The organism is Acetobacter sp. AN02 (genome assembly GCF_029759835.1).
GTDB lineage: Bacteria > Pseudomonadota > Alphaproteobacteria > Acetobacterales > Acetobacteraceae > Acetobacter.
The window spans coordinates 1-23,162 of sequence record NZ_JAJJND010000020.1 but is presented as its reverse complement, the minus strand read 5'-3'; the positions used below and the strand labels follow the sequence as shown (position 1 = coordinate 23,162).

At 61.8% G+C, this 23,162-nt stretch carries 25 protein-coding genes, 1 tRNA gene and 1 pseudogene; 7 read left to right on the top strand and 20 right to left on the bottom strand.

Going from position 1 to position 23,162, the window contains the following annotated elements:
* Positions 1–4: 4 nt before the first annotated feature.
* The 8 genes from LOC54_RS04075 to LOC54_RS04040 all read right to left on the bottom strand — a co-directional run bounded on the left by LOC54_RS04075 (position 5) and on the right by LOC54_RS04040 (position 7,876).
* Complete coding sequence (locus LOC54_RS04075; protein WP_279312554.1) at positions 5–445, bottom strand: biopolymer transporter ExbD; 441 nt, start codon at positions 443–445, stop codon at positions 5–7.
* Positions 446–538: 93 nt separating this feature from the next.
* Positions 539–964, bottom strand: coding sequence for a biopolymer transporter ExbD (locus LOC54_RS04070; RefSeq protein WP_279312553.1), 426 nt, complete (start codon positions 962–964; stop codon positions 539–541).
* A gap of 2 nt (positions 965–966) precedes the next feature.
* Positions 967–1,953: a MotA/TolQ/ExbB proton channel family protein gene (locus tag LOC54_RS04065; protein WP_279312552.1), complete on the bottom strand. Its 987-nt coding sequence runs from the start codon at positions 1,951–1,953 to the stop codon at positions 967–969.
* A gap of 111 nt (positions 1,954–2,064) precedes the next feature.
* On the bottom strand, positions 2,065–2,724 hold the full coding sequence (locus LOC54_RS04060; RefSeq protein ID WP_279312551.1) for a TonB family protein: 660 nt from the start codon (positions 2,722–2,724) through the stop codon (positions 2,065–2,067).
* Positions 2,725–3,283: 559 nt separating this feature from the next.
* A protein-coding gene (prfB, locus tag LOC54_RS04055) for a peptide chain release factor 2 (RefSeq protein WP_279312550.1) occupies positions 3,284–4,415 on the bottom strand; the annotation gives its coding sequence in 2 pieces (ribosomal slippage) (positions 3,284–4,345 and positions 4,347–4,415; 1,131 coding nt in all).
* Between the two features lie 43 nt (positions 4,416–4,458).
* Positions 4,459–7,212: a penicillin-binding protein 1A gene (locus tag LOC54_RS04050; protein WP_408740286.1), complete on the bottom strand. Its 2,754-nt coding sequence runs from the start codon at positions 7,210–7,212 to the stop codon at positions 4,459–4,461.
* The gene (locus LOC54_RS04045) at positions 7,209–7,346 is read right to left on the bottom strand and encodes a hypothetical protein (RefSeq protein WP_279312549.1); all 138 of its coding nucleotides are present in this window, start codon (positions 7,344–7,346) and stop codon (positions 7,209–7,211) included. The genes LOC54_RS04050 and LOC54_RS04045 overlap by 4 nt, the downstream gene beginning before the upstream one ends.
* A gap of 50 nt (positions 7,347–7,396) precedes the next feature.
* Positions 7,397–7,876 carry a glutathione peroxidase gene (locus tag LOC54_RS04040; RefSeq protein ID WP_279312548.1) on the bottom strand — a complete coding sequence of 160 codons (480 nt, stop codon included), beginning with the start codon at positions 7,874–7,876 and terminating at the stop codon, positions 7,397–7,399.
* A 251-nt stretch (positions 7,877–8,127) separates the two neighbouring features.
* On the opposite strand from LOC54_RS04040, the gene LOC54_RS04035 reads away from it, so the two are divergent.
* Positions 8,128–8,691: a hypothetical protein gene (locus LOC54_RS04035; RefSeq protein ID WP_279312547.1), complete on the top strand. Its 564-nt coding sequence runs from the start codon at positions 8,128–8,130 to the stop codon at positions 8,689–8,691.
* Here LOC54_RS04035 and LOC54_RS04030 read toward each other — a convergent pair.
* From LOC54_RS04030 to trxA, 3 genes are read right to left on the bottom strand one after another with little or no spacing between them, the layout of a single operon-like run.
* Positions 8,674–9,804, bottom strand: coding sequence for an anhydro-N-acetylmuramic acid kinase (locus LOC54_RS04030; protein WP_279312546.1), 1,131 nt, complete (start codon positions 9,802–9,804; stop codon positions 8,674–8,676). The genes LOC54_RS04035 and LOC54_RS04030 overlap by 18 nt on opposite strands.
* Positions 9,801–10,481 (bottom strand): GNAT family N-acetyltransferase, encoded by a 681-nt coding sequence (locus LOC54_RS04025; RefSeq protein ID WP_279312545.1) that lies wholly within the window; start codon positions 10,479–10,481, stop codon positions 9,801–9,803. The genes LOC54_RS04030 and LOC54_RS04025 overlap by 4 nt, the downstream gene beginning before the upstream one ends.
* A gap of 3 nt (positions 10,482–10,484) precedes the next feature.
* Positions 10,485–10,811, bottom strand: a complete 327-nt coding sequence (gene trxA, locus LOC54_RS04020) for a thioredoxin TrxA (protein WP_279312544.1) — start codon at positions 10,809–10,811, stop codon at positions 10,485–10,487.
* A gap of 203 nt (positions 10,812–11,014) precedes the next feature.
* Here trxA and LOC54_RS04015 point away from each other — a divergent pair, with 203 nt between their 5' ends.
* Both LOC54_RS04015 and LOC54_RS04010 read left to right on the top strand, forming a co-directional pair.
* Positions 11,015–11,443 (top strand): hypothetical protein, encoded by a 429-nt coding sequence (locus LOC54_RS04015; RefSeq protein ID WP_279312543.1) that lies wholly within the window; start codon positions 11,015–11,017, stop codon positions 11,441–11,443.
* A 115-nt stretch (positions 11,444–11,558) separates the two neighbouring features.
* Positions 11,559–11,885: a hypothetical protein gene (locus LOC54_RS04010; RefSeq protein WP_279312542.1), complete on the top strand. Its 327-nt coding sequence runs from the start codon at positions 11,559–11,561 to the stop codon at positions 11,883–11,885.
* 363 nt (positions 11,886–12,248) lie between these two features.
* On the opposite strand, the gene hrcA is transcribed toward LOC54_RS04010, so the two are convergent.
* The 3 genes from hrcA to LOC54_RS03995 all read right to left on the bottom strand — a co-directional run bounded on the left by hrcA (position 12,249) and on the right by LOC54_RS03995 (position 14,171).
* On the bottom strand, positions 12,249–13,262 hold the full coding sequence (gene hrcA / locus LOC54_RS04005) for a heat-inducible transcriptional repressor HrcA (protein ID WP_279312541.1): 1,014 nt from the start codon (positions 13,260–13,262) through the stop codon (positions 12,249–12,251).
* A 163-nt stretch (positions 13,263–13,425) separates the two neighbouring features.
* A complete protein-coding gene (locus LOC54_RS04000) occupies positions 13,426–13,776 on the bottom strand; it encodes a hypothetical protein (protein ID WP_279312540.1) in 351 nt (116 codons plus the stop codon).
* Positions 13,773–14,171, bottom strand: a complete 399-nt coding sequence (locus LOC54_RS03995; RefSeq protein WP_279312539.1) for a tlde1 domain-containing protein — start codon at positions 14,169–14,171, stop codon at positions 13,773–13,775. The genes LOC54_RS04000 and LOC54_RS03995 overlap by 4 nt, the downstream gene beginning before the upstream one ends.
* A 146-nt stretch (positions 14,172–14,317) precedes the next feature.
* On the opposite strand from LOC54_RS03995, the gene LOC54_RS03990 reads away from it, so the two are divergent.
* A complete protein-coding gene (locus LOC54_RS03990; protein WP_279312538.1) occupies positions 14,318–14,869 on the top strand; it encodes a hypothetical protein in 552 nt (183 codons plus the stop codon).
* Positions 14,870–14,930: 61 nt separating this feature from the next.
* Here LOC54_RS03990 and LOC54_RS03985 read toward each other — a convergent pair whose 3' ends face one another.
* The 4 genes from LOC54_RS03985 to ppa form a co-directional block, all read right to left on the bottom strand.
* Positions 14,931–16,781, bottom strand: coding sequence for a glycosyltransferase (locus LOC54_RS03985; RefSeq protein WP_279312537.1), 1,851 nt, complete (start codon positions 16,779–16,781; stop codon positions 14,931–14,933).
* A complete protein-coding gene (locus LOC54_RS03980; protein WP_279312536.1) occupies positions 16,778–17,305 on the bottom strand; it encodes a hypothetical protein in 528 nt (175 codons plus the stop codon). The genes LOC54_RS03985 and LOC54_RS03980 overlap by 4 nt, the downstream gene beginning before the upstream one ends.
* On the bottom strand, positions 17,302–18,948 hold the full coding sequence (locus tag LOC54_RS03975; RefSeq protein ID WP_279312535.1) for a GMC family oxidoreductase: 1,647 nt from the start codon (positions 18,946–18,948) through the stop codon (positions 17,302–17,304). The genes LOC54_RS03980 and LOC54_RS03975 overlap by 4 nt, the downstream gene beginning before the upstream one ends.
* 200 nt (positions 18,949–19,148) lie before the next feature.
* Positions 19,149–19,673: an inorganic diphosphatase gene (gene ppa / locus LOC54_RS03970; protein ID WP_279312534.1), complete on the bottom strand. Its 525-nt coding sequence runs from the start codon at positions 19,671–19,673 to the stop codon at positions 19,149–19,151.
* A gap of 156 nt (positions 19,674–19,829) precedes the next feature.
* Between ppa and LOC54_RS03965 the strand changes: the two genes are divergently transcribed.
* From LOC54_RS03965 to LOC54_RS03955, 3 genes are all read left to right on the top strand, one after another.
* A tRNA-Ile gene (locus LOC54_RS03965) sits at positions 19,830–19,903 on the top strand.
* Between the two features lie 50 nt (positions 19,904–19,953).
* Positions 19,954–21,633 (top strand): energy-dependent translational throttle protein EttA, encoded by a 1,680-nt coding sequence (ettA, locus tag LOC54_RS03960; protein WP_279312533.1) that lies wholly within the window; start codon positions 19,954–19,956, stop codon positions 21,631–21,633.
* Positions 21,634–21,666: 33 nt separating this feature from the next.
* A complete protein-coding gene (locus tag LOC54_RS03955; RefSeq protein WP_279312532.1) occupies positions 21,667–22,170 on the top strand; it encodes a GNAT family N-acetyltransferase in 504 nt (167 codons plus the stop codon).
* A gap of 3 nt (positions 22,171–22,173) precedes the next feature.
* Here LOC54_RS03955 and flgH read toward each other — a convergent pair whose 3' ends face one another.
* Positions 22,174–22,806, bottom strand: coding sequence for a flagellar basal body L-ring protein FlgH (flgH, locus tag LOC54_RS03950; RefSeq protein ID WP_279312563.1), 633 nt, complete (start codon positions 22,804–22,806; stop codon positions 22,174–22,176).
* A gap of 150 nt (positions 22,807–22,956) precedes the next feature.
* Positions 22,957–23,162: pseudogene (locus LOC54_RS03945) on the bottom strand (integrase core domain-containing protein); the annotation flags it as partial.

Sequence of the window (23,162 nt, the reverse complement as noted above, 5' to 3'; positions counted from 1 at the left end):
AGGATTACTGTCCTTCCGAGAACTGTGCATGGCCGACAATACCAAGTTTGGTAATGCCAAGACGCTGGGCGTCAGCCAGAACATGGGCCACGGTTTTGTATGTGGCAAGGCGATCGGGGAAAATGTGCATCTCCGGCTGCTCGGGCTGAGCGGCGGCGGCGGCACGGAATCTGTTCTGCAGATCGTCTTCCGAGGTAACGGGGGAGCCGTTCCAAAGAATGGTGTTATCGAAATCGATTTTCACCGTGACGACTTCCGGATCCGGCGCGGAGCTCGGCGGAGGATTGCCCTGGGGCAGGTCGAGCGCGACGGAGTGTGTCTGCAGCGGGATGGTGATGATGAGCATGATCAGCAGCACCAGCATCACGTCGATCAGCGGCGTGGTGTTGATATCGACAATGCCTTCGTCTTCGGTCGTGCTATCCGATCCGACATTCATGCCCATGACTGAGGTCTCTTTCCAGAATAATGATCAGAATGGTCCGGACCGGCGGGAAAACTGTCCCGCTGCCGGTCCGGACCGGCTCTGCTGCACCGTTCAGTCCGTGTGGGGCTGCTCGGTGATGAAGTCCACGTGCATGATCCCGGCTTCCTGGCAGGCCGCCACGATCTTTCCGACCGATTCGTAGCGGGCACTGGCGTCACCGCGGATCATGATCTGCGGCTGGGGCTTCTGCACCGCGATCTTCTCGAGCTTGGCAAGAAGGTCTGCCTGACTCGTGACCGCCGTCTCGTTCCAGTAGGTCTGACCATCCGGAGTGACGGCCAGGGTAACGTTCCCCGGCTTCACCTTACTCGGCTGGTTGAGGTCCTTGGGAAGCTGGACCTTAACCGTATGCGTTGCGACCGGAATGGTGATCAGGAAGATGATCAGCAGCACCAGCATGACGTCGACGAGAGGGGTTGTGTTGATGGCGGAGACGACTTCGTCCTCGTCACCACCCCCCCCGACGGACATACCCATGCTCAGCCCACCCGGGAAGAAGTGGTGGTGGTGGTCGGTGAGCTGTCAGAGCGGACCACGATCGGAGCCTGATCAAGACCATGACGCACACCGCCGATCAGGATGGACTGAAGGTCGGCCGCGAAGTTGCGGACGCGATCCATGGCACCCTTGTTGCGACGGACGAGCAGGTTGTAGCCCAGCACGGCGGGAACGGCGGTGCCCAGACCGATGGCGGTCATGATGAGGGATTCACCGACCGGACCGGCAACCTTGTCGATCGAGGCCTGGCCTGCGATGCCGATGGCTGTCAGGGCGTGATAGATACCCCAGACGGTTCCGAACAGTCCGACGAACGGAGAGGTCGAACCCACGGTTCCGAGGAAGGCGAGACCGCCCTGGAGGCTGCCCTGCACCGTGTCCACGGAGCGCTGGATCTGGGAGGAGGTCCAGTCACCGAGTTCGATGGACTCCTGCATCGTGCCTTCGTGATGCTCGGCTGCCTTGATGCCCGTCTCGGCAATATAGCGGAACGGGGATTTATCGCTCAGGGAAGCAGCGCCTTCCTGAAGGGAGGATTTCGTCCAGAACTTGCCGGCTGCTTCCTTGGCAGAGGAAAAGACCTTCACCTGCTCGAAGAATTTCGTGATGAGGATGTACCAGGTGCCGATGATCATGATCAGCATGATGATGAGCACGCCGCGGGCGATCAGATCACCGTTGGCCCACAGGGCCTTCAGGCCGTACGGGTTTTCCTTGGGAGCTGCCGGTGCGGGAGCCGGGGCATCCGGAGCGGGAGCGTCCGGAGCAGGGGCCGGGGCTTCAGCAGGGGCCGGAGCGGAAGCGTCTGCAGCCGGGGCAGGTGCCTCTCCCGGGGCCGGAGGAGGGGCAGCGGCATCACCGGGAGCAGCGGCAGGCTGCTGTGCATCCTGAGCCAGGGCGGCCGCCGGAGACGCAACGCTCAGCGCCAGTACCAGAGCGGGAAGAGAAAGGCGGGACACTCTCGTCATTTAATCCAAATCCTCGTCTTTACAGTCATGTCCGAAGCAGCTTCCGGCAGCATCGGGAAACTCCGGTCCGGCATACGATCCCTGTATACCGGCGGTTATGTTGCGTTCCGTTCAGTCGTCCAGGTGGAACGTGATGGTGTAGGCATGGCCGAATTCCTTGACCGGCACCCCGTTATGAACCGCCGGGGCGTAGCGTGCCGCGCGGACATATTCGAGAGCGGCCTGGGCAAATTCCTGCCCGCCTTCCACATGCGTGACCTTACAGTTGCTGGTCGCGCCTGATGTCTCCACATCACAGCTCACCGTCACACGACCTTCACGACCTTCCTCTTCCGCCTCTGACGGATAGCTCAGCGTCGGATGGTTGAGCGGATGCGTACCGGCCACGTGATCAGGAACCGCAGGGCCCGGAGGAGCGGACGGCGTCGGCGGGGACTGCACCGCGACAGGAGCCTCCGGTGTCGGCGGCTTCGTATGCGTCACATTCCTGATCGGCGGCGGCTTGGGCGGCTGCACCTGGATCTTCGGCGGCGGAATATAGGGCGGGGGCGGCGTTGTCAGCGTCGGCGGGGGCGGCGGCGGCGGTGGTGGTGGTGGCGGCTTCACCTCCTTGATCACCTCCGTCTTGATCGGAGGATGCACCTCTTCTGCCGGCTTCTTATCTTTCCAGAACCAGTAAACCCCGAGAAAAATCAAACTGACCAGGCCAACACCACCGATACCGATGACACGCTGCATCGGACTTCGCTGGTATTGCGCGTAGTTCTGCATACTCACACCTCCTCGTACGTCCCTGCCCTCAGCCTGCCGGCCGGGTCAGGTCACGCATACGCCGCGCACTGGCAAAACTCTCTTTATCCGCCGCGTAAAAATCAGACAGACGGACAGACGGAGAGGTTCCGCCGGGCTATTTGGGGGAATGAGACACGGACATGTCAAGCGAGATATTACCAAAAAGAAAATCGATACGATCTCATGCAGACCGCCCAAAATATGAGCATTTTTTAATCAGGGGATAATTCCCCGTCCTCTGCGGTTTTTCTTCGATATTTCAGATATTTTCCGATTTTTCTGCCGGAGAAACAGGCGCGGCTGAAAACACGATTCCCACGCATTTTCATCGTTTCATTTCAGAATCGTTCCATGACGGGCGCAACCGGACGGGGCTCCCGGCGTTCCGTATCGCTCCTTCAGGCATAATGAAAAAAGCACGCAGGCCGGTCTGCCACGGGAAGACCGCAGGCAGCCGGATGCAAAAAGGGCGCGGACCGCTGCTCGGAAAGCAGGCAGTCCGCGCCCCTGAAATGACCGGGCGCCGGAGCGGATGACCCTACTGCGCCGTGGCGCTGGCCTCCGAACGGGTCGCGCCCACGCGGGCGGCCAGGGCCGCGGCCATGAACGCATCCAGATCTCCGTCGAGCACGGCGTCGGGATTACCCTTCTCCACGTTCGTCCGCAGATCCTTGACCATCTGATAGGGGGCCAGGACGTAGGAACGGATCTGGTGGCCCCAGCCGATATCGGTCTTGGCGGCTTCGGTCTGTGCGGCTGCGGCTTCCCTGCGCTGCAGTTCGGCCTCGTACATCCGCGCACGGAGCATGGCCATGGCGGTTGCACGGTTTCTGTGCTGGGACCGGTCCGTCTGACAGGCGACGATGATGCCGGTCGGAACGTGGGTGATACGGATGGCGGATTCCGTCTTGTTGACGTGCTGTCCGCCCGCGCCGGACGCACGGAACGTATCGACCTTCAGGTCCGCCTCGTTGATCTCGATCTCAATCGAGTCATCCACCACAGGATAGACCCAGACGGAGGCAAACGAGGTCTGCCTGCGGGCTGCGGCATCGAACGGTGAAATCCGGACCAGGCGGTGCACGCCGGCCTCCGTCTTGAGCCAGCCATAGGCGTTCGGGCCGTTGACCTGCATCGTGACGGATTTCAGACCGGCCTGCTCGCCTTCGGAGCTTTCCATGATGGTCGTCTTGTAGCCATGCGCGTCGGCCCAGCGGGAATACATGCGCAGCAGCATCTCCGCCCAGTCCTGCGCCTCCGTACCACCGGCTCCGGCGTTGATCTCGATATAGCAGTCGTTTGCGTCCGCCTCGCCCGAGAGCAGGCTTTCGGTCTCACGACGCGATGCCTCCTCCGCAAGCTGCCGGAGCGTTGCCATACCCTCGGCCACCATATCGGCGTCGTTCTCGGCTTCCGCCATCCCGATCAGGTCGAGTGTATCGGCCACATCCGTTTCCAGACGCTGCACGCCCTCAATCTGCCCGGCCAGCATCGTGCGCTCGCGCATGACTTTCTGCGCGGCCTCGGAATCATTCCACAGATCGGGATCTTCGGCCCGGTTGTTCAGTTCGGCCAGACGGCCCAGAGCGACATCCCAGTCAAAGATGCCTCCTCAGCAGTGCGACCGACTGCCTGATCTGTTCGTTGAGAGCTTCTGTCTCGGCGGACATGCGTCCGAACTCCCTCAGATGATGATGGTTGTATGATGCGGCCTCAATACAGGCCGCCCATGCCGATGTCACCCCCGGAGGAAGCCGGCTCCTGCCGCTGCGATGCGGCAGGCCCTCTGCCGCCCGCACCGGAAGACGGTTCTCCGTCATAGGCACCGGACATATCGCTTTCAGACACCGGCATGTTCTCCGCGCCGGTATCTGCGGCCGTCAGCTCTCCGGACGCGCCCTTGTCGGTATAGCGCGTGCTGCTTCCGGGCGTCTGGGTGTCCAGGAAGGCATCGGTCGTCACGCCGCGCCCGGTGTCGTAGCGCACCAGCGTCACACCCTCGGGCACGCGGAACTCCAGATCAGGACGGCCGTCAAGAGCAGCCTTCATGATCCTGTTCCATATCGGGGCTGCCAGCGAGCCGCCGGTCTCTCCCTTTCCGATGGACTGCGGCGTGTCGTACCCCATCCACACCACAGTCACCAGACCGGCGGAATAGCCCGCGAACCAGGCATCGTTGAAATTCTGCGTGGTGCCGGTCTTGCCGGCCAGCGGCGTCGTGATCCCCGCACCGGCAGCACGGCCGGTGCCGCGCCGGATTACGTCCTGCAGCATCGTCGTGACCTGGAAGGCCGCATCCGCCGTGGCGACCTGCGGGCGGGTATCCTCGATAAAGGGCGGCGTCTGCGCGCTCAGCGGAGCGGGAGGCTGCGGGGCTGCGGGCGGGGCCGACGGAGAGGCCTCATCACGACCGCCTGGGAAGACCGCATCCGCGGCACTTCCGCCCTGCGGCGCATTACCTGCAGCACTGCCCTGAGCCGTATCTCCTCCCTGAGCGGGGTCCGTCCCGGTCGCCGGAGCCTGAGGAGGGGGCGGCGGAGGCAGGGCGGAGACAAGGTTCAACCCGTCGGGCTTCCACAGCACATGGCCGTTGCGGTCCCGCACGTCATCAATCAGTTCCGGCGTGACCTTGCGTCCGCCTGCGGCGATGGTGGCATAGGCTCCGGCCTCACGCAGCACCGTCGTCTCCACTGCACCGAGCGCGGCGGGCAGGACATGCGGCATGTTATCCGCAATCCCGATCTGCTGTGACAGATCCGCGACGGTTTTCATGCCCAGATGCGCCGCAAGGCGGATAGTCACGAGATTGCGGGATTCGCGCAGCGCGTCATGCAGGGTGGTCGGCCCCCAGAAATCCTTCTCATAGTTGTTGGGATGCCAGTCACCATAGGACACGGCGGAATCGAGGAAGGTCTGGGACGGCGGAATCCCGTTCTGCATGGCAGCAAGATAGACAAACGGCTTGAAGGAGGAGCCGGGCTGCCGCATGGCCTGGGTGGCGCGGTTGAACTGGGAGGCCGCATAGGACCAGCCGCCGACCATCGCCAGCACCCGCCCGGTGCGGACATCCATCGTGACGGCCGCACCCTCGATCAGCGGAATCTGCCGCAGCGCCGCAGCACTCTGCCCGGCCAGCGGCTCGACCATGATGACATCACCCGCGCGGACGCCGTGGCCGCCACGCATCCACCCGGCATCACGGGCGGACAGCGTGCCGGTATGGCCGGTCACATCCTGCTTTCCGTCCGCCCAGCCGATCCGTCCGCGCCCGTCCAGCACAACGGCCAGACGCCACTGCGTGAGCATGCCTCCGGGCGGCGTGACGTCCCGCAGCGGCGTCAGCCAGTCTGCAGACGCCGTGATGTCATTGAGATGCGTGACCGGCCCGCGCCAGCGCCCGTGTGAGCGGTCATAGGCCATCAGGGCATCGCGCACGATGCCTTGCTCCGCCTGCTGCAGCTTCGGATCGAGGGAGGTGTGAACCTCAAGACCGCCTTCCATCGTCTGCTGCGTACCGTAGCGATCGATCAGGCGACGGCGGACCTCTGCGGCAAACCATTCGGAATCCGGCAGCGGCCCGGGGCGACGGAAGCCTTTGGGCATGAGCGGCTCAGCCTTCGCCGCATCGGCCTCCTGCCTCGAGATCGCACGGATGTCGACCATCTCGTCCAGCACGAAATTCCGGCGGGCGAGAGCCGCGGCGGGATAGCGGAACGGGTTGTAGTTGGTCGGGGATTTCGGCAGGGCCGCAAGGAAGGCAGCCTCCGCGTTCGTCAGCTGATCCAGAGGCTTGTTGAAATAGGTCTGCGCGGCCGAGGCGATGCCATAGGCACCGTTCCCGAGATAGATCTCGTTGAGATAGATCTCGAGAATCCGGTCTTTCGGCAGCACCTGCTCGATCCGTATCGCCAGCAGCGCCTCGCGCGCCTTGCGCTCGAAAGACAGCGCGTTCGAGCCCAGCAGCATGATCCGCGCGACCTGCTGCGTGATGGTCGAGGCACCGACGGGACGGCGGTTATGGCGAAAGAGCACATCCGTCAGCCCGGCGCGGATGATCGCCATCGGATCAACACCGGCATGGGTGCGGAATTTATGATCCTCAGCCGCAAGGAAAGCATTCTGCACGCGCAGGGGAATCGCGCTGGCCGGAACGAAAATCCGGCGCTCTGCAGCCAGTTCCGCCACGACGCGGTCATCATCGGAATACAGCCGGCTCATCACCGGCGGCTGGTAATTCTGCAGCCCGTCCACGGTCGGCAGACCGGAGACGAGATGATGATAACCGCCCAGCAGGACCAGCCCGCCGCTCACCGTGCCGAGCAGGCCGAGTGCCGCCACCGTGCCGAGCAGACCGCGCCACTGCCGAAAGCGCGGACGGCGCACCGGCGGCGGGCGGCGCGGCATGCGGGGCGGTTCCGGAGCATCGCCGTCAGGCGGGATCAGACGTTCGTCACCCCGGCCGCTCATGCCCGGCTCTCCGGCATTTCAGCAGAACGGGCACCGGTATGGCAGGCGACGGCATAATGCCGGAACATCGGACAGGCACGGATCATGGCCGTTCTGTAGCACCGGCCGCAGCCGACGTCGCCCCCGTCCGTCATTTCCTTTACGAAATTTCACGCACCCCGCCGCAGCGAGCTCAGTGGCAGTCTCAGTGATCGAGGATCAGCCTGTTCGCCGCCATCTGCACCCGATCGGAATCCGGGCTGGCAAGACTGGTGAACCAGGAGGCCAGATGCCCCTCCCGGCTGACGAAATATTTGTAGAAATTCCACCGCGGGCGCGACAGGAAGCCCCCCTCTCCGGCAAGCCAGCGGAACAGCGGATGCGCATGCGGGCCGCGCACGTCGATCCTTGCGGCCATCGGAAAGCTCACGCCGTAATTGCGTGAGCAGAAAGTCGCGATGTCCTCGCTGCTGCCCGGCTCCTGGTTTCCGAACTGGTTACACGGCACGCCGACAACCACGAGCTCATGTCTGTAGGACGACCACAGCGCCTGCAGGTCTTCATACTGCCGCGTAAACCCGCATTTCGAGGCCGTGTTGACAATCAGGACAGGCTGACCGCGCCAGCGGGAGAAATCAATCGTGCCCCCGTCAAGTGCGGGGAGCGTGAAATCATAAAGGAGCATCGGACCGGACCTGTCTTCTGACTGCATTCACCTCAGAGATGGTTCCTGACATATTTTTCTGCAACAGCTGTTCGCTTTCGGCTTTTCAAAGCTGCCCTGCATTGGCATCCTTCCTTCATGCCGGCCCCCGCTCTTCCGGTCGTTTCAGAACTGGCGGGCTGCCGCCTGCAGGAAACTTCCTCCTGCCCGGCGCGTCAGTCATGACTGAACCGGATTTTCTACCCCTATCCCGGCCAGACAGGATCAGCAGCGTGACACGAGTGCCCCATCTCCTCCCGGCAGTTCTTCTTGCAGCCGGTGCGCCTGTGCTCGCTGGAGCCGCCTTTTCGGCCACGATGCCGCAGCCTGCGGCCGCTCATGAAACCGCCGTCCATCCCGTCGTCGCCGTGCCGGACGCACCATCCGCAGCACCGGGACTGACGGATGCGGACGGCATCGTCTTCCGCCTGTCCTCCGCAAGCCTCGGGCCGGGATATTCCTGGGGGCAGGGCGTCCTGCACTACAAGGGCACGGATTATGCCGTCTCCGTCAGCGGCGGCGGTGCACCCGCCGTCGGATATTCCACGATCTGCGCCCGCGGAACGGTGCAGGATCTGCCCTCCGTCACACATATCGACAGCACGTTCTGGGCCGTCGATGCGGAAGCCACCGCAGGGAGCGGCGTCGGCGTCATGGCCATGCAGAATGCCGAAGGCGCGGAGCTGCATCTGTCCCTGACCTCAAACGGCGTGCGGCTTGCAGCAGAGGCCGCGCGGCTGCGCTTCCGGCTTCTGGGCAAGTCTCCGAAGAGCTTCGCCTCATTCCCCTGCCACTGATCCGCCAGGCCGGACCAGACACCCGCCGCATTGCGGGGCGGGCACGCCGGTCGTTCCCGGAAAGGACAGCGGAAGTCGGCGCACGGATCTGACGGCCAGAAACGCGAAGCACTGCGCCTCCACGGCATCCCCGTCGAGGCCGAGCGCGTCTGATGCCACGACCTCGCTGCCGCCCGCCCGCCTGATCAGCGCGGCCATCAGCGCCGGATTACGCCGCCCCCCGCCACAGATAATCCGCAGGTCCGGCGACTCCGGAACCGGCAGCGCCATGACCGATGCCGCCGTAAACTCCGTCAGCGTGGCCGCGCCGTCCTCAGGGGACAGGCCGGAGAGCAGCGCCAGCGCCGCATGAAAATGCTGCCGGTCGAGCGATTTCGGCGGCGGCTGCCGGAAAAAGGGATCGCTCAGAAGACGATCAAGCAGCGGCGGCGCCACGCGGCCCGCCAGAGCCAGCCGCCCGTCCGTATCACACGGCGTCCCTGTGTGCCGGCACACCCAGTCATCGAGGAGCGCGTTGCCCGGCCCCGTATCCGCAGCAAGCACGGAGATGCCGTCCCGCCCGACCCAGGTCACGTTCGACACGCCGCCGATATTGACCATGGCGAGCGTCCGCCCCCCCGCATCCGGCAGACCGCGACACAATGCGGCATGAAACACGGGCACGAGCGGCGCACCCTGCCCGCCGGCGGCAACATCGGCCGAACGGAAGTCATACACCACCGGCACGCCCGTCCGCTCCGCAAGCCAGGCAGCATCTCCCGCCTGCCATGTGCGCCGGTGCGCGGGATCATGCAGAAGGGTCTGACCGTGAAAACCGATCAGGTCGGGCCGCCGCCCCGCGCGACTGATCACGGCCTCAACAGCCTCCGCATGACGCAGGGTCAGCTCGCGGATCACGGGCGCGATCCCCGGGCTGTTCTCTCCCATCCCGGGCGCACGATCCAGAAGATCACGCAGGGTCCGGCGGAACTCCGCTGTATAGGGCAGCGTCAGCGCCGGACCCATTCCGAGAATGACCTCTCCGTCTGTCTCCAGCCAGGCCGCATCGACGCCGTCCAGAGAGGTCCCGCTCATCAGGCCGACAGCCGCATACACCCTGTCCGCCCCGTTCATACCGGGCGCAGCACCGTCAGGATCATGCGCCGTTCCGTGCGGAATCCGCAGGCCTCATACAGTGCAACAGCCCCGGTATTGGCCGCATAGCAATGCAGGAAGGGGATTTCTCCGCGCCCGAGGCAGCGCCGGGCGGCTTCCTTGATCAGGAACCCGGCATAGCCGCGCCCCCGGGAGTCCGGATGAGTGCAGACGCCGCTCATCTCCGTAAAACCATCCGGCTTCAGACGCTCTCCGGCCATCGCCACAAGCCGCCCGTTCTCCCTGATGCCGATGAACGTCCCGAGACGATGCGTCCGGCTGAGAAAAGGCCCCGGCTCCGTCAGAGCCGCAAGCTCGCGCATATCCGGGGCATCGGCGTCGGTCAGCTCGGTAAAATCGGGCCGGGAGGCGGACTCAGTAACGGAGTCCGCCCGCATCTGCAGGCAGTCCGACTGACTCATAATGCTGAATTTCGCTGCAATCCGGACAGGCTCCGGTGTCAGCATCCAGACATCCTGCCCGTCCGCCAGCACCGAGAGATCCCCGAATGCGTCCGCCGTACGTCCGTCCAGCGCCGCAAACGGGCTGCACTCCGGATCGAAGCGTATGGCCGCGCCCCTGCTCCGGGCAAATTCCGCCTGACGGCCCGACAGCGCGGACCGGACGGGATCGCTCAGGACAGAGGCGCCCTGCATCGCTCAGAGCGCGCCGTTCACCCAGGCCTTGAGCTGGCTTTTCGGCAGAGCCCCGACCTTGGTCTCGACCGGCTTGCCGTCCCGGAACAGGATCAGCGTGGGGATGCCGCGCACACCGAAATTCGTCGGTGTCTGCGGGTTGTCGTCAATATTGACCTTCGCAACCTTCAGCTTGCCCTTCAGCTCGGCACCGATCTCATCCAGCGCGGGTGCGATCATCTTGCACGGACCGCACCACTCCGCCCAGAAATCGACCAGAACAGGCCCTTCCGCCTTGAGGACATCGTTCTCAAAAGTGCTGTCAGTGACGGCAATCGTGTTCTCGCTCATACAGCGTCTTCTCCGTGTTCCCCGCAGGACCGGTCATGCGGGTATGGAATACCCTTTTGTAGTTGTGCGGACTGCGGCTCAGGTCAAGAGGCCGGGCAGAGGAAAGATACCGGACCCAGACTACAACCTGCCATCGGTTTCCAGGCATATCCGGCCATGCTATCCGGTTCATCCGAAGACAAATATTCCATACGGGGATTTTTATGGCACAGGCGGCAGGAGCAGGCCCGGTACGTCCACCCGAGGCCACAGGAGCAGCCGCTTCCGGTTCAGAAGATATTGCAACCCTTCCGAATATCAACGATCTGGCCGCAGTGATCAGCGCTGAGTCCAAAGGGCTTATTGATTCTCATCCCAATGCCCCGTTTGCTGTTGGATGGACTCTTAAGAACCGCATGAGGCGAAATGGTATTTCGAGCGTTCGTCAGGCCTGGCGGGGCTATGCTCACTCAGGCAGGCTTGATAATCGGACCCTGGCTATTGCCCATAGCATTCTCGAAGGAACAACCCCGGATCCTACTGACGGCGCTACACATTTTTATACACCCCAGATCATGCCCAAAGAAGGAGAGAGTACATCAGGTGCTGATGTAGGAGGCGGACTGGAGCTCGTCCCTGGAGTCACCGGATAGCGTCAAAGGGCGGTCATGAATTATCGCCCCTCCTTTGCCCGATCTTTTGAGGAAAAAACTGTTCCCGGCGTACCTCCGAGTCAGTTTAAGTTTTATCGAGCACCGGGAAACGGCCATGTCAGGTAAGTTATTCAAAATATTACTCACCTTCGGTTGCATGATGCTGATATCACCCGCTTATGCATCCGAGCCGGAGCCGTATGAAGTCGCCATTAGCACTCCCATGACCATCAGAGATCTGGGAGATCTTTACACGCAAATGGACAACGCAAATTGTCAGACAGAAATCTGTCGCTCAGTTCGCGAAGTAACAAAAGGATTGGACCTGCTTCTGCGTACTGATTTTCACAATAGTATGACCATCGTCGGAAACTGGGATCCGGTAAAAAAATATAACAGAGATTTTAAGATACAGATTCTCACACATAAAAAAAAGATTTAAATATTACTGTAGAATACTTACAAGCTTGGCGAAACTTTATTCTCCTGAAGCAGGCGAAAAATATCTGGACAATATTATCAAATTTCCCAATCGGATAGACAAGGTATCCCCGGATCTGAACTGCACCAGATCCGTTATAGATGCCCTCTCGCGCACCGATTACAATAAAGGCATGCTCCATTCAGCTATGGAAGACTGCCAGACATCACCTGAGCTCTGGGGTAACTGCCGCCTGATTGTACCATCAGATACGGCCTCGAAAGCGTCTCCGTCCTCATCCCGGAAGCCGGACTGATAATCTCCCGCCCGGATGCTCCCGGGAACGCGTCATATGATCCGGAACGCGCTCCCGGGTAGCATCCGCTACCGCAGTATCTGTCCGATCACCCTTGCCGTGTAATCCACGACCGGAACGATCCGTCCGTAATTGATGCGCGTGGGGCCGATCACGCCGATCGCGCCGACGATCCGGTTCTCCTCATTCCGAGCCGGAGCGACCACCATCGACATTCCGGACAGACCGAACAGACCGTTTTCCGCACCGATAAAGATACGGACTCCTTCCGAGGCTTCCGCCAGTTCCAGCAGGCGTAGCATGGTGTCCTGCGTTTCCAGCCGGTCGAACAGGAGCTGGATGGCCGAAAGACGCTCGATCTCCGTCACGTCTGCCAGAAGCTTCGACTGCCCGCGAAGAATCAGCGTCCCGCCGCGGTTTTCCTCTCCGCTCCATGTCGCAAGACCACTGGCGACAACCTCCGCCGTCAGCGCGTCAAGCTGGCTGCGGCTTGCGGTCATTTCCTCCGTAACGGCCAGCCGCAGCTCCTCCAGCGTCTGCCCCGCGCCCCGCGCATTGAGATAATTGCCCGCATGGGTCAGGGCCGAGGGCGGCAGCCCCGCAGGCGTCTCGATCACGCGGTTTTCCACCTTCCCGTCGGTCCCGACCATCACGACTAGTGCCCTGTTCCCGCCCAGAGGCACGAACTCGATATGCCGAACAGCCCCCTCGCTGCGGGGTGCGATCACGAGGCTGGCCGCCTGAGACAGCCCCGAGAGCATCGCGGAAGCCTCCGTGAGCGTATCCTCCAGAGAACGGCCGCGGGATTCCAGCTTCTCCGCTATGGCGCTCTGCTCCTCCTCGCTCAGGCCGCCGAACTGCAGCAGACCGTCCACAAACAGACGCAGACCGGCCTCCGTGGGCAGACGCCCGGCGGACACATGCGGAGAAAACAGCAGACCGGCCTCTGTCAGATCGGCCATCACGTTCCTGATGGTGGCCGGGGAAAGCGGAAATTTTCTGGACAGCGTCCGGCTGCCGACCGGCGCACCCGTCGCGACATACTGCTCCACGATCTCGCGCAGGATCGTGGCCGCACGCATGTCGAGCCCGGGCAGCCCTGCATCCCTGATGACGGAGGCAGCGGTCAGGCGCGACGGATGACGGGGGGGCTGGCGGACGATGGGATGGCTCCTTTTCCGGTCTGCCGGACCCTGTCAGGCCCGGATGTTCATCATGCTCCTGACTGTGAAGAGGACAGACGGATCAGGGTTCCGCGCCCAGCGTTTTCGAGACCATAAAAACCTCGACACCACTGCCCGAACATTCCGTCGGCGTCATGTCGTTCCTCGTGATGACATTGATCCTGACACCATTTTTCCGCGTGAAGGTCATATAGAAAACTTCTCTGTACAGATCCGTCCTGACCTTCTGGAACGCCAGGACCCTGGAGGAGATCTTCGGAGCAGCCAGTTCCTCCTCAGAGAGGTATCCTGCATTTTTCAGCTTAACCGCCGCCATGGACTCCGACCAGGACGTGCAGGGCATCACCTTCTGCGCTGCCCGGGCCTGCCCGGCTGCCATAATGGTCATGATGATAAGGAGACGGATTTTCATTTCACTATGATGATGTGATCGTTGCTGTCCCAGATTTTCAACCGTATCGAACGACCGAAGACAAGGCCGCCATGCGAGACCTGCCCCTCATGCCCGACATAATCTCCGTGGATCATGAAGCCGTCACGCCCGTGCGCGTTCGTGCTTCTTTGCGGAACCAGCCGCATGGTGTCCGGACCGGTTTCCGGATGCGTGAAAGGCTGCGTGATGAGATAGACCCCCTTCGGTGCAGGACCGGTATTTCTGACTGCGTCCATATCCGGCCTGTTCTCTCCGCGCCCCGTACCTGAATATCCATATGTGACCAGCCGCCCGTCATGGGACAGCCTGCCATTTACCTGCTCATACACCCAGACCACCCGGACCTCCGGAACATCATCGACATGATCTGCCACTGAAAAATCTATATCAGATAAACCGGTGCGGATACGAACCGGGCTGACAGCCCGGCCTGTCGCGCTTCGTCATCGTTTTGCCTTACACCGGAAACAGAGTAGCGTCCGGATGCCTCACCGCACCTGACCAGAAAGACAGAGATCACATGAACCTGACCCGCTCTCTCCGTACCGCAGCCCTTGCCGGAACCGGAGTGTTCTGCCTGGCTGCCGCAGCGCCCGCATGGTCCGCAACGGCCCGCGAATGCTATAATGACTATCGCGCCGCACATAAGGCCGGAACAGCCCCCGGCAGCTATTCAGAATACAAGACCGCTCACTGCACGGATGCTGCGGCACCGGCTGCTGCAGCCGCTCCGGCCACCGAAGCTCCGAAGCCTGAAACCGCAAAGACCGAGCCGTCTGCGACTGGCACCTCTGCCCCTGCAGACACGGCCGCCACTGATGAGGGCTCGAAATCCCCGCGGAAAGAGAAGAAGACCGCCGCACCGGTCGCCTATTCCGGAGAGGCCGTGTTCCCGTCCTCCATCTCCTCGAAATACTCCTCCCTGAGTGCCGGAAAGGGGCGCTGGAGCACCTGCCTCGATCAGTATCGCGCAAACAAGGCAAGCGGCAAGAACGGCGACTTGGTCTGGGTCGGTCGCACGAAAAGCAAGAGCTACTGGAGCGTCTGCAACTCGCACCTTCTGAACAAATAAGGCTTCCGACGGCGGAGGGTGATCCCGGCTGACCGGTGCCGCCCTCCGTACCGGTGATTTACTACGCAGTCTGCCGGCTCAGGTGCTCCGCCTTCGCCGGAGCCGCCTCCTGCGCCCCTTCCCCGGGGGCGAATACGTCACGCCAGTATGCCTCGGTCGTTATATCCGCTACACCGGCACGATAGGTCTTCCTCAGCTCAGGCGTATCCTTTGCGAACCTCCTTGCCAGCGTCATGAACTGCCGCAGCAGGTTCAGGGCCCGCGTGGAGTCGATGGGCGTCAGATAGCCGGTCTGGTTATGATGATTGTAATGCAGAATTTTCTCGGCGCGGAAGGTTCTGACCGTGCTTGCAACGAAATCCTTCTCCTCGATCACCACACCCCGGCGCCGCAGCGGAGCCGGAATGAGAAGACCATTGAGCGTGCTGCGCCGGATAAATCTTCCGAGACGCGTCTCACTCTCCTGACGCGGAGGCAGAACCGAGGAAATCTGCGCCGGATCCATCGGAACGGCTTTCTCCGTGCTGATCATCCGGCCGATAATGGACCGGATCGTCTGCATGTCGATATTGTCCTGCCAGAAGCCCGGACCCTGCATGACGTGGATGATCGCCAGCATGACGACCTCCGCACTTTCGTAATTACGTGACATGACGCATGGCCAGAACCACGTCCTGAGCACGAACTTCATCAGCTCGAAGCCACCCGCCTCACTGTCCACCAGCGAAATCAGCAGACGGCTGCGCACTGCCAGATAGCGGGTCATGGGGCCTTCCTTGAAACGGAAGTCCTCACCCCAGCAGGCAACCCCGTTCAGGGTGCAGATTCTGAAGCGGTTGAGCAGCCCGAACAGCATGTCATCGCCCCGGACGAAGAACGGGAACGGCCATACCTGAACGTGTTTCAGCGGGAAGGCGAAGAACCACCACGCGCCATAAGCCACCTGTCCAGAGACCGCGCTGCAGTCGGCTTTCTGGACATCCTCGAACCGACGCATATCAAGACCGTGGCAGAGCGGAATGAAATTATCCCCGCTTCGCCTCACCCCCTGCTCATACAGCCGCCAGGGCTCATCTTCCTTGAGCAGTGCGCCCGACATCGCCAGATCGTCATGGCGTGCGAACTGCAACTGAGCGATGGTCCGGCGGAATGCGTCGATCTCGCAGGTCGCATCATCATCCATAAACAGACAATGCGTGAACATGCCCGCATCCCGGACGGCCAGAAGGCCGCGCGTAAAGCCGCCGGACCCGCCAAGGTTGCGACTGGGAATGACCGTCGCGCCCTCTGTCTCTTCCGGCGTCAGATTCTGGGAGTTATCGACAACGAAAAGGCTGATGCGATCCGCATAGGCCGGGTCAGACAGAAGCTCCCTGTGCATCCGCCGCACGGCCGGAATGACATAGGCCTTGCGGTTGAAATGCGTAATCACGGCCCCGATCCGCACGTCATTCACCGGCGCGGTACGGGTGACATAGGCACCGCCGGTAATATGCCCGGGGGCGGTTGCCTTGATTTCCAGATAGAGCGTACCTGACTCTAGGTCGTCCCATGCCAGAGGGATCTGCTGCGTGGTGTCGTTTCCGGCATCATCCCCGAGCGATATCTCGTGCCGGCTCAGCCAGACATGAGACTTGCCCGTCTGGTGCAGCCCCAGGGAAACCTGAAAACGGCCCGATCCGCTGAGGGAGAACGAGACATCGCCGATCGCACATCTCTGCTTCCAGGAGCTGACGGAAAAATTATTGAAATAGGTATCCGTCCAGAGCTTTCCCTTCCGCCTGAAACGGATAACCCGTTCCGCCACGAAATAGCGGGCTTTGTCATCCAGGCGAAAATACATGTCCTGTTCCAGGGAGACGCCCGGAAAGACCATGCTCTGCAGGATCGTGCCCGTGTTGTCCTCAGTCATGACAAATCCTTTCTCGCCTCGGACGGGGCCCGTTCATAATTCTCCCACCAGGGACACTGCTCGGTCCCGGGGGTCAGACGTCGTCCGAAGAAGTCATCATATGGCAGGGTATTCATGACCATAAGGTTAATGGTCTGCCGGATTTCGCGAATATCATCCATTTTGTTTACCAGTCCGGCAACGACAAACGCGTCCATATTCCCCGGAGTGATCTCCTCCGTAAAACGCGAGCGGCAGCTTTCAATATTCGTCATGAAGTCTTCATCAGACAGCAGCATTTCAGTCAGACGCATGAAATATTCGTCCATACGCCGGATGTCCGGCGGAACGAACGCCTCAATGACCGCATCCTCGAAGGACAGAAGCCGGACCTCCTCCTCTTCCTCCGGGATATCCGGCTCATGAGCCTCAGCCTCCGGTGATACAGGATCGGACGGCGGCAGTTCCACAGGAAGCGGAGCGGCAGGATCCTGTCCGGGAGTCTCCGGGCTGTCTCCGGTCACGTTCTGATGATCCCCGTTCATGGCTCCGATACCAGTCCCAGCCTCGGATCATCCAGCGTCATGAGCGCGAGCGCCGTGATCGTCAGCGTCGGGTTGAAGCTGCCCGTCGAGCAGAACGCCCCGCCACCCGTGATATAGAGATTACTGAAATCGTGAGACCGGCCATACCTGTCCACCACACCGGTCTCCGCGCTGTCGCTCATGGTCAGTCCGCCAAGCGGATGGTTCCCGTTCAGACCGCAGCCGATCTGCTCCAGACGGGCAATCCCCGGACTCTCCGCGATTTCCGCAACCTTGCGGCGGATGAAGCTGATCGTGTTCTCGTCATTCTCCCCGAGACTCACCTTCACCAGAGGAAGCGGCATTCCGTACGCATCCGTATAATCCGGCGACAGGCTGACCCCGGTTATATCGCTCATCTCAGTCTCGAAAACGAAAGAAATCGCAAAACGCCTTTCATACTCCGCCATCCGCCTGAACAGGGTGACACCCCAGTGCCCGGCGGCAATATCCTTCTCAAGATGCTCGCGCGGATGATACCCGCGGAGAAAATCGCTCTGCCAGACCTCCATGGTCACGCCGTTGCGACGCTCCTCCGGCGTTCTGTCCACCCATTCGATAACACTGCCATGCGTCGGACGACCCCTGACAGGAAAGACGGGCTGATCCGTCAAAACGGAATACGTAAAGGCCCCGTGAGAGGAAAACCGGCGACCGACCTGCGGCGAGGTCTTGCCGAACACCTTTCCCGTCCTGACTTCGGACCGGCGGATCAGCAGAATATTCTCCAGCGCATTGGCACACAGGAAGAACAGATCCGCCTCAACAGGGATCTCCTCCTCCGACCCGCGCTCACGCAGGATCGCCCCCGTGATCCGGCCGCTGCCCTCATCCCAGTCAAGCGACAGACAACAGGTTTCCACCATAATCTCAAGATTGTCGTCCATGGCGATATCGTCAAACAGACGGTCGCGGCTCTTGAAGATCGCACCGGTCGGGCAGAACGACACGCATGTCTTCGCACCGACACAGCCCCCTTCGGAGGCCGGACGATTCCGCACGGCATGAGGCTGCATGACGATCTCCCCGATCTCCCCGATCGATGCCTGAAAACTGGTATCGAGATAGCTGAGACGGAAAGGCGGATAGGCGTAGTTATTCTTCCACGGCCAGTACCGGTAGGTCTCCGCAACATCCGCTCCCGGTCCGGACACCTCCAGCAGAGCCTCCGCCCGGTCATAATACGGGCTGATATCCTCGTAGGAAATCGGCCAGTTCCGCCCCGTGCCGAAGGTATCGTGCAGCCGGAAATCATGCGGCGCCAGACGCCAGGCCATGCCGCTCCACATCTGCCCGCTGCCGCCCACACCGCGCCACATGTTGTACTGGAAATTCCAGGGCGCGTTGCGCGTGTCACAGGCCGCCAGATCGGGAAACAGCTCCTCCGCACCGTCGAAAGTATTGCGGGTCAGGATGCGGCCATCCGGTGTCGGCACCTCACTGACGGTCTCCTCCCGCCACCAGCCGTTCCTGTCCTCCATCTCGGGAAGATATTCCCCGCCCCGCTCCACCAGCAGAACACGCTTCCCGGACTCGATAAACTTCCTGGCAACCAGCAGACCGGTCAGGCCCGCCCCTATGATACAGACATCGTACGCGCTCATCGGCGGAACATAGCCAGCAGGAATCAGGCTGTCCAATGCAGATCCGGCCACACGGGACCACATGGAATGACAAAATATATCTGTAATACGGGTTCGTGACGGACACCGCCCGCTCTCATCCGGCGGGAGGAAAACCCGCACGGGAACACCGGACGATCCCGCTACGGGGTCCGCCCGGCACAGCCGCTATGGCGCAGCTGTTATTTCTGACCAGCCTTCAGCGCGGCCGTGATGAGCTCACCGGCCTTTGCCTTGTCACCCCAGCCCGTGACCTTCACCCACTTGCCCTTCTCCAGATCCTTGTAACGCGTGAAGAAGTGCTCGATGGCGCGGAGCGTGATCTCCGGCAGATCCTCGATCTTCTCCACCTTCGAGAACTGCGGATGGATCTTGTCATGCGGCACACACAGGATCTTCTCGTCCTGACCCGCCTCGTCCTCCATCAGGAGCACGCCGATCGGACGGGCGCGGATTACGGATCCGGGCACCACATCATGCGGCGTCAGCACCATCGCATCCGCCGGATCACCATCGGCGGCCAGCGTGCCGGGAATGAAGCCGTATGCCGCCGGATAGGCCATCGGCGTGAACAGAAAACGGTCCACGAACAGCGCGCCGCTGTCCTTGTCGATCTCGTATTTGACGGAAGAACCCTGGGGGATCTCGATCACGACGTTGATGTCGTTCGGTACATCCTTGCCGGGGGAGAGTTTCGATACGTCCATTTTCTCAGCGGTCTCCGCAAAAATCGAATGGCGCAGACCCTATCGGCAACCGCTGATCCTGCCAAGAAGGGATCGCAGACCGTCCCGCTCTCTTATGGCAAGCAATCTTCAGGTCTTGCAAAACGGGACGGGTTGCGCCAATCAGGGGCCGCCTGCGCGCCCGTAGCTCAACTGGTCAGAGCGGGCCGCTCATAACGGCTTGGTTGCGGGTTCAAGTCCTGCCGGGCGCAGGCATTTCTCACGCCGCCCGTTCATTGTTGTCTTGTCAGGAGTCCGTCCCATGGCGCCTTATCAGTATGTCTATGTGATGAAGGACCTGACGAAAGCCTATCCGGGCGGCCGCGAGGTCTTCAAGGGGATCACCCTCTCCTTCCTGCCAGGCGTCAAGATCGGCGTGCTCGGCGTCAACGGCGCCGGCAAATCCACCCTGCTCAAGATCATGGCCGGGATCGACAAGGAATACGGCGGAGAGGCCTGGGCCGCGGAAGGCGTCCGCGTCGGCTATCTGGAGCAGGAGCCGAAACTCGATCCGGACCTTACGGTCGGAGAGAACGCCGCACTGGGATTCGGTGATCTGAAGAAGGCGGTGGACCGCTTCAACGAGATCTCTATGAAATTTGCAGAGCCGATGGGCGATGACGAAATGACCGCCCTGCTGGCCGAGCAGGCCGAGCTGCAGGAGAAGATCGACGCCGGAGACGGCTGGGAGCTGGACCGCAGGCTGGACATCGCGCTGGACGCGCTGCGCTGCCCGCCGGCCGACAGCCCGGTCACGAATCTTTCAGGCGGAGAGCGCCGTCGCGTGGCCCTGTGCCGCCTGCTGCTTGAAAAGCCCGATCTGCTGCTGCTTGACGAACCGACCAACCATCTCGACGCGGAAAGCGTGGCCTGGCTGGAGCGGACCCTTCGGGACTACGAAGGCACAGTCATGGTCATCACCCATGACCGCTACTTCCTCGATAACGTCACGAACTGGATTCTCGAGATCGAACGCGGCCGCGGCTATCCGTTCGAAGGCAACTACTCTTCCTGGCTGGAACAGAAGCGCAAGCGTCTGGCCCAGGAGGAAAAAGAAGAGAGCGCCCGCCAGCGTGCCCTCGCCGCAGAGCAGGAATGGATTTCCTCCAGCCCCAAGGCGCGTCAGGCCAAGAGCAAGGCCCGTATCGCGAAATATGAGGAACTGCTGGCCCGCAGCGGAGAGAAAGCCTCCGGCGTGGCGGAAATCGTCATTACACCCGGCCCGCGCCTCGGCAACGTGGTGATCGAGGCCGAAAATCTCAGCAAGGGCTTCGGCGATCAGCTGCTGATCGATAATCTCAGCTTCAAGCTGCCGCCCGGCGGCATCGTCGGCGTGATCGGCCCGAACGGCGCCGGTAAGTCCACCCTGTTCAGAATGATCACAGGCCAGGAAAAGCCGGATAACGGCACGCTGACCATCGGTGACACGGTCGAGCTGGGCTATGTGGACCAGTCCCGCGACAGCCTGGACGACAGCAAGAACGTCTGGGAGGAAATCTCCGGCGGTACGGACGTGATCTATCTGGGCAAACGCGCCATCCCGTCACGCGCCTATGTCGGGGCCTTCAACTTCAAGGGACCGGACCAGCAGAAAAAGGTCGGCGTGCTGTCCGGCGGTGAACGCAACCGCGTGCACCTCGCCAAGATGCTGCGCAAGGAAAGCAACGTCATCCTGCTTGACGAGCCGACCAACGACCTCGACGTCGATACCCTGCGCGCCCTTGAGGACGCCCTAGCGGAATATCCGGGCTGCGCCGTGATCATCTCCCATGATCGCTGGTTCCTCGACCGTCTGGCCACGCATATCCTCGCCTTTGAGGGCGACAGCCACGTGGAGTGGTTCGAAGGCAACTTCGAGGCCTATGAGGAAGACAAGCGCCGTCGTCTGGGCGCGGATGCGACCGAACCGACGCGTATCAAATACCGTCCCCTGGCACGCTGAGCGTTCGGGGAGGCCACCATTCCAGGAATCGGAATGCCCGGCGTTCTGCGTACGGCACGTCTGACTCTGGAGCCGGTCTCCTGGCGTAATCTCCCCGAGGTGACCGCCATCAAGGCGAACCCCGGGGCCTTCAGCACGATGCTGGGCGGTATCCGGAGCCACCAGCAGGTCGAGACTGAAATGGCGCAGGATCTCGCATTCCGCTCCCGCTTCAGGACCGGCATGTTCGTCATCCGGGAAAATAACCATGTAATCGGCCTGACAGGCCTGCATGAACGGCCGGACGGACGAGGCATCGCACTGCGCTTTGCGATCTACCCCTCCGCCTCAGGCCGTGGCCTGGCCAGCGAGGCCGCAGGCACCGCCCTGCGTCACGCCCACAGCGTCGGCATCCGGCGCGTCGTTGCCATCGCCCGCGACACGAACGTCGCCTCCCGCAAGGTGCTGGGGGCAATCGGCATGCGTCCCTGCGATACTTTCATGAGAGACGGGCACGAAATGCTCGTCTTCGAAAGTATCCAGGATTCCTTCGTCTGATCCTCAGAACGGCGCGATGGAATCAACCACGCTCTGTCCCCAGCGCGGAGACTGATGCACGGAAAGCTGACCACGCCCGCCATAGGAGATCCGCGCCTCCGCCATACGGTCATGCGTGACCGTATTGTCCGCCGTGATATCCTGCGGCCGCACGACACCGCTGATCTGCAGCTCACGCAGCTCGCGGTTCACACGCACCTCCTGCCGCGCCATCACGACAAAATTGCCGTTCGGAAGAACCTGCGTAATGGTACCGGCCACCCGGACCGTGACGATCTCATTGCGCGTGATGCGCCCGGTGCCCGTATTACCGCTCGTACTCGTTGTCGAGAACGCATCGGTCCCGGAGATGTGCGAGATGGCCTTGCCCTGAAAATTGAACAGGTTGGGCACACCCATCGACTGGTTGTTGCTCCCGGTTGCAGAGGTGTTGTCAACCATCGTCGCATTATCCGTGATGTCGACAATGATCGTCACGAGATCCCCGACCTGGGCCGCCCGCTGATCCTTGAAGAACGCCCGGCTGCCCATGCGCCACAGACTGGCCACCTCAGCCGGGGGAGGCTGCAGCGGCGGCATCGGCATCGTGACAGGACGATAGGTCGCCTCCCGGGTCGGGTCCGATGTCTGCGTCATGGACGGAGCATGGCCCATATCAGAGGTGGCCCCGTCTGTTCGGACAGTTTTTCGGGCCTGATAAGCTATAGCCGGTTGTTGCCATGCTGCCGCCTTGACGGCGTTGCTGCTGGCCACTGGGTTCGGGGTTAACCCCGAACCCAGTGGCGTCGGCGCGTCATGATACGCCTCGTCGGGCGTTCGTCCAGCCAATGCCGAATGCGGCCGCTTCCCGTTGTAATGCGCGATCCATGAAGTGAGCCCGGCCCGCAGTTCCGGTCCGGTCTCGAAGGCGTGCAGACAGACGCATTCGTATTTCAGGGATCGCCACAGCCGTTCGATGAAGACGTTGTCGAGCCATCGACCGCGTCCGTCCA

What these genes read in the sequence shown, in the direction of transcription:
- LOC54_RS04075 (WP_279312554.1), bottom strand. Translation starts at nt 445, where the DNA reads ATGGGCATGAATGTCGGATCGGATAGCACGACCGAAGACGAAGGCATT.
- LOC54_RS04070 (WP_279312553.1), bottom strand. Translation starts at nt 964, where the DNA reads ATGGGTATGTCCGTCGGGGGGGGTGGTGACGAGGACGAAGTCGTCTCC.
- LOC54_RS04065 (WP_279312552.1), bottom strand. Translation starts at nt 1,953, where the DNA reads ATGACGAGAGTGTCCCGCCTTTCTCTTCCCGCTCTGGTACTGGCGCTG.
- LOC54_RS04060 (WP_279312551.1), bottom strand. Translation starts at nt 2,724, where the DNA reads ATGCAGAACTACGCGCAATACCAGCGAAGTCCGATGCAGCGTGTCATC.
- LOC54_RS04050 (WP_408740286.1), bottom strand. Translation starts at nt 7,212, where the DNA reads ATGAGCGGCCGGGGTGACGAACGTCTGATCCCGCCTGACGGCGATGCT.
- LOC54_RS04045 (WP_279312549.1), bottom strand. Translation starts at nt 7,346, where the DNA reads ATGACGGACGGGGGCGACGTCGGCTGCGGCCGGTGCTACAGAACGGCC.
- LOC54_RS04040 (WP_279312548.1), bottom strand. Translation starts at nt 7,876, where the DNA reads ATGCTCCTTTATGATTTCACGCTCCCCGCACTTGACGGGGGCACGATT.
- LOC54_RS04030 (WP_279312546.1), bottom strand. Translation starts at nt 9,804, where the DNA reads ATGAACGGGGCGGACAGGGTGTATGCGGCTGTCGGCCTGATGAGCGGG.
- LOC54_RS04025 (WP_279312545.1), bottom strand. Translation starts at nt 10,481, where the DNA reads ATGCAGGGCGCCTCTGTCCTGAGCGATCCCGTCCGGTCCGCGCTGTCG.
- trxA (WP_279312544.1), bottom strand. Translation starts at nt 10,811, where the DNA reads ATGAGCGAGAACACGATTGCCGTCACTGACAGCACTTTTGAGAACGAT.
- LOC54_RS04015 (WP_279312543.1), top strand. Translation starts at nt 11,015, where the DNA reads ATGGCACAGGCGGCAGGAGCAGGCCCGGTACGTCCACCCGAGGCCACA.
- LOC54_RS04010 (WP_279312542.1), top strand. Translation starts at nt 11,559, where the DNA reads ATGTCAGGTAAGTTATTCAAAATATTACTCACCTTCGGTTGCATGATG.
- hrcA (WP_279312541.1), bottom strand. Translation starts at nt 13,262, where the DNA reads ATGCGTGCGGCCACGATCCTGCGCGAGATCGTGGAGCAGTATGTCGCG.
- LOC54_RS04000 (WP_279312540.1), bottom strand. Translation starts at nt 13,776, where the DNA reads ATGAAAATCCGTCTCCTTATCATCATGACCATTATGGCAGCCGGGCAG.
- LOC54_RS03990 (WP_279312538.1), top strand. Translation starts at nt 14,318, where the DNA reads ATGAACCTGACCCGCTCTCTCCGTACCGCAGCCCTTGCCGGAACCGGA.
- LOC54_RS03985 (WP_279312537.1), bottom strand. Translation starts at nt 16,781, where the DNA reads ATGACTGAGGACAACACGGGCACGATCCTGCAGAGCATGGTCTTTCCG.
- LOC54_RS03980 (WP_279312536.1), bottom strand. Translation starts at nt 17,305, where the DNA reads ATGAACGGGGATCATCAGAACGTGACCGGAGACAGCCCGGAGACTCCC.
- LOC54_RS03975 (WP_279312535.1), bottom strand. Translation starts at nt 18,948, where the DNA reads ATGAGCGCGTACGATGTCTGTATCATAGGGGCGGGCCTGACCGGTCTG.
- ppa (WP_279312534.1), bottom strand. Translation starts at nt 19,673, where the DNA reads ATGGACGTATCGAAACTCTCCCCCGGCAAGGATGTACCGAACGACATC.
- ettA (WP_279312533.1), top strand. Translation starts at nt 19,954, where the DNA reads ATGGCGCCTTATCAGTATGTCTATGTGATGAAGGACCTGACGAAAGCC.
- LOC54_RS03955 (WP_279312532.1), top strand. Translation starts at nt 21,667, where the DNA reads ATGCCCGGCGTTCTGCGTACGGCACGTCTGACTCTGGAGCCGGTCTCC.
- flgH (WP_279312563.1), bottom strand. Translation starts at nt 22,806, where the DNA reads ATGACGCAGACATCGGACCCGACCCGGGAGGCGACCTATCGTCCTGTC.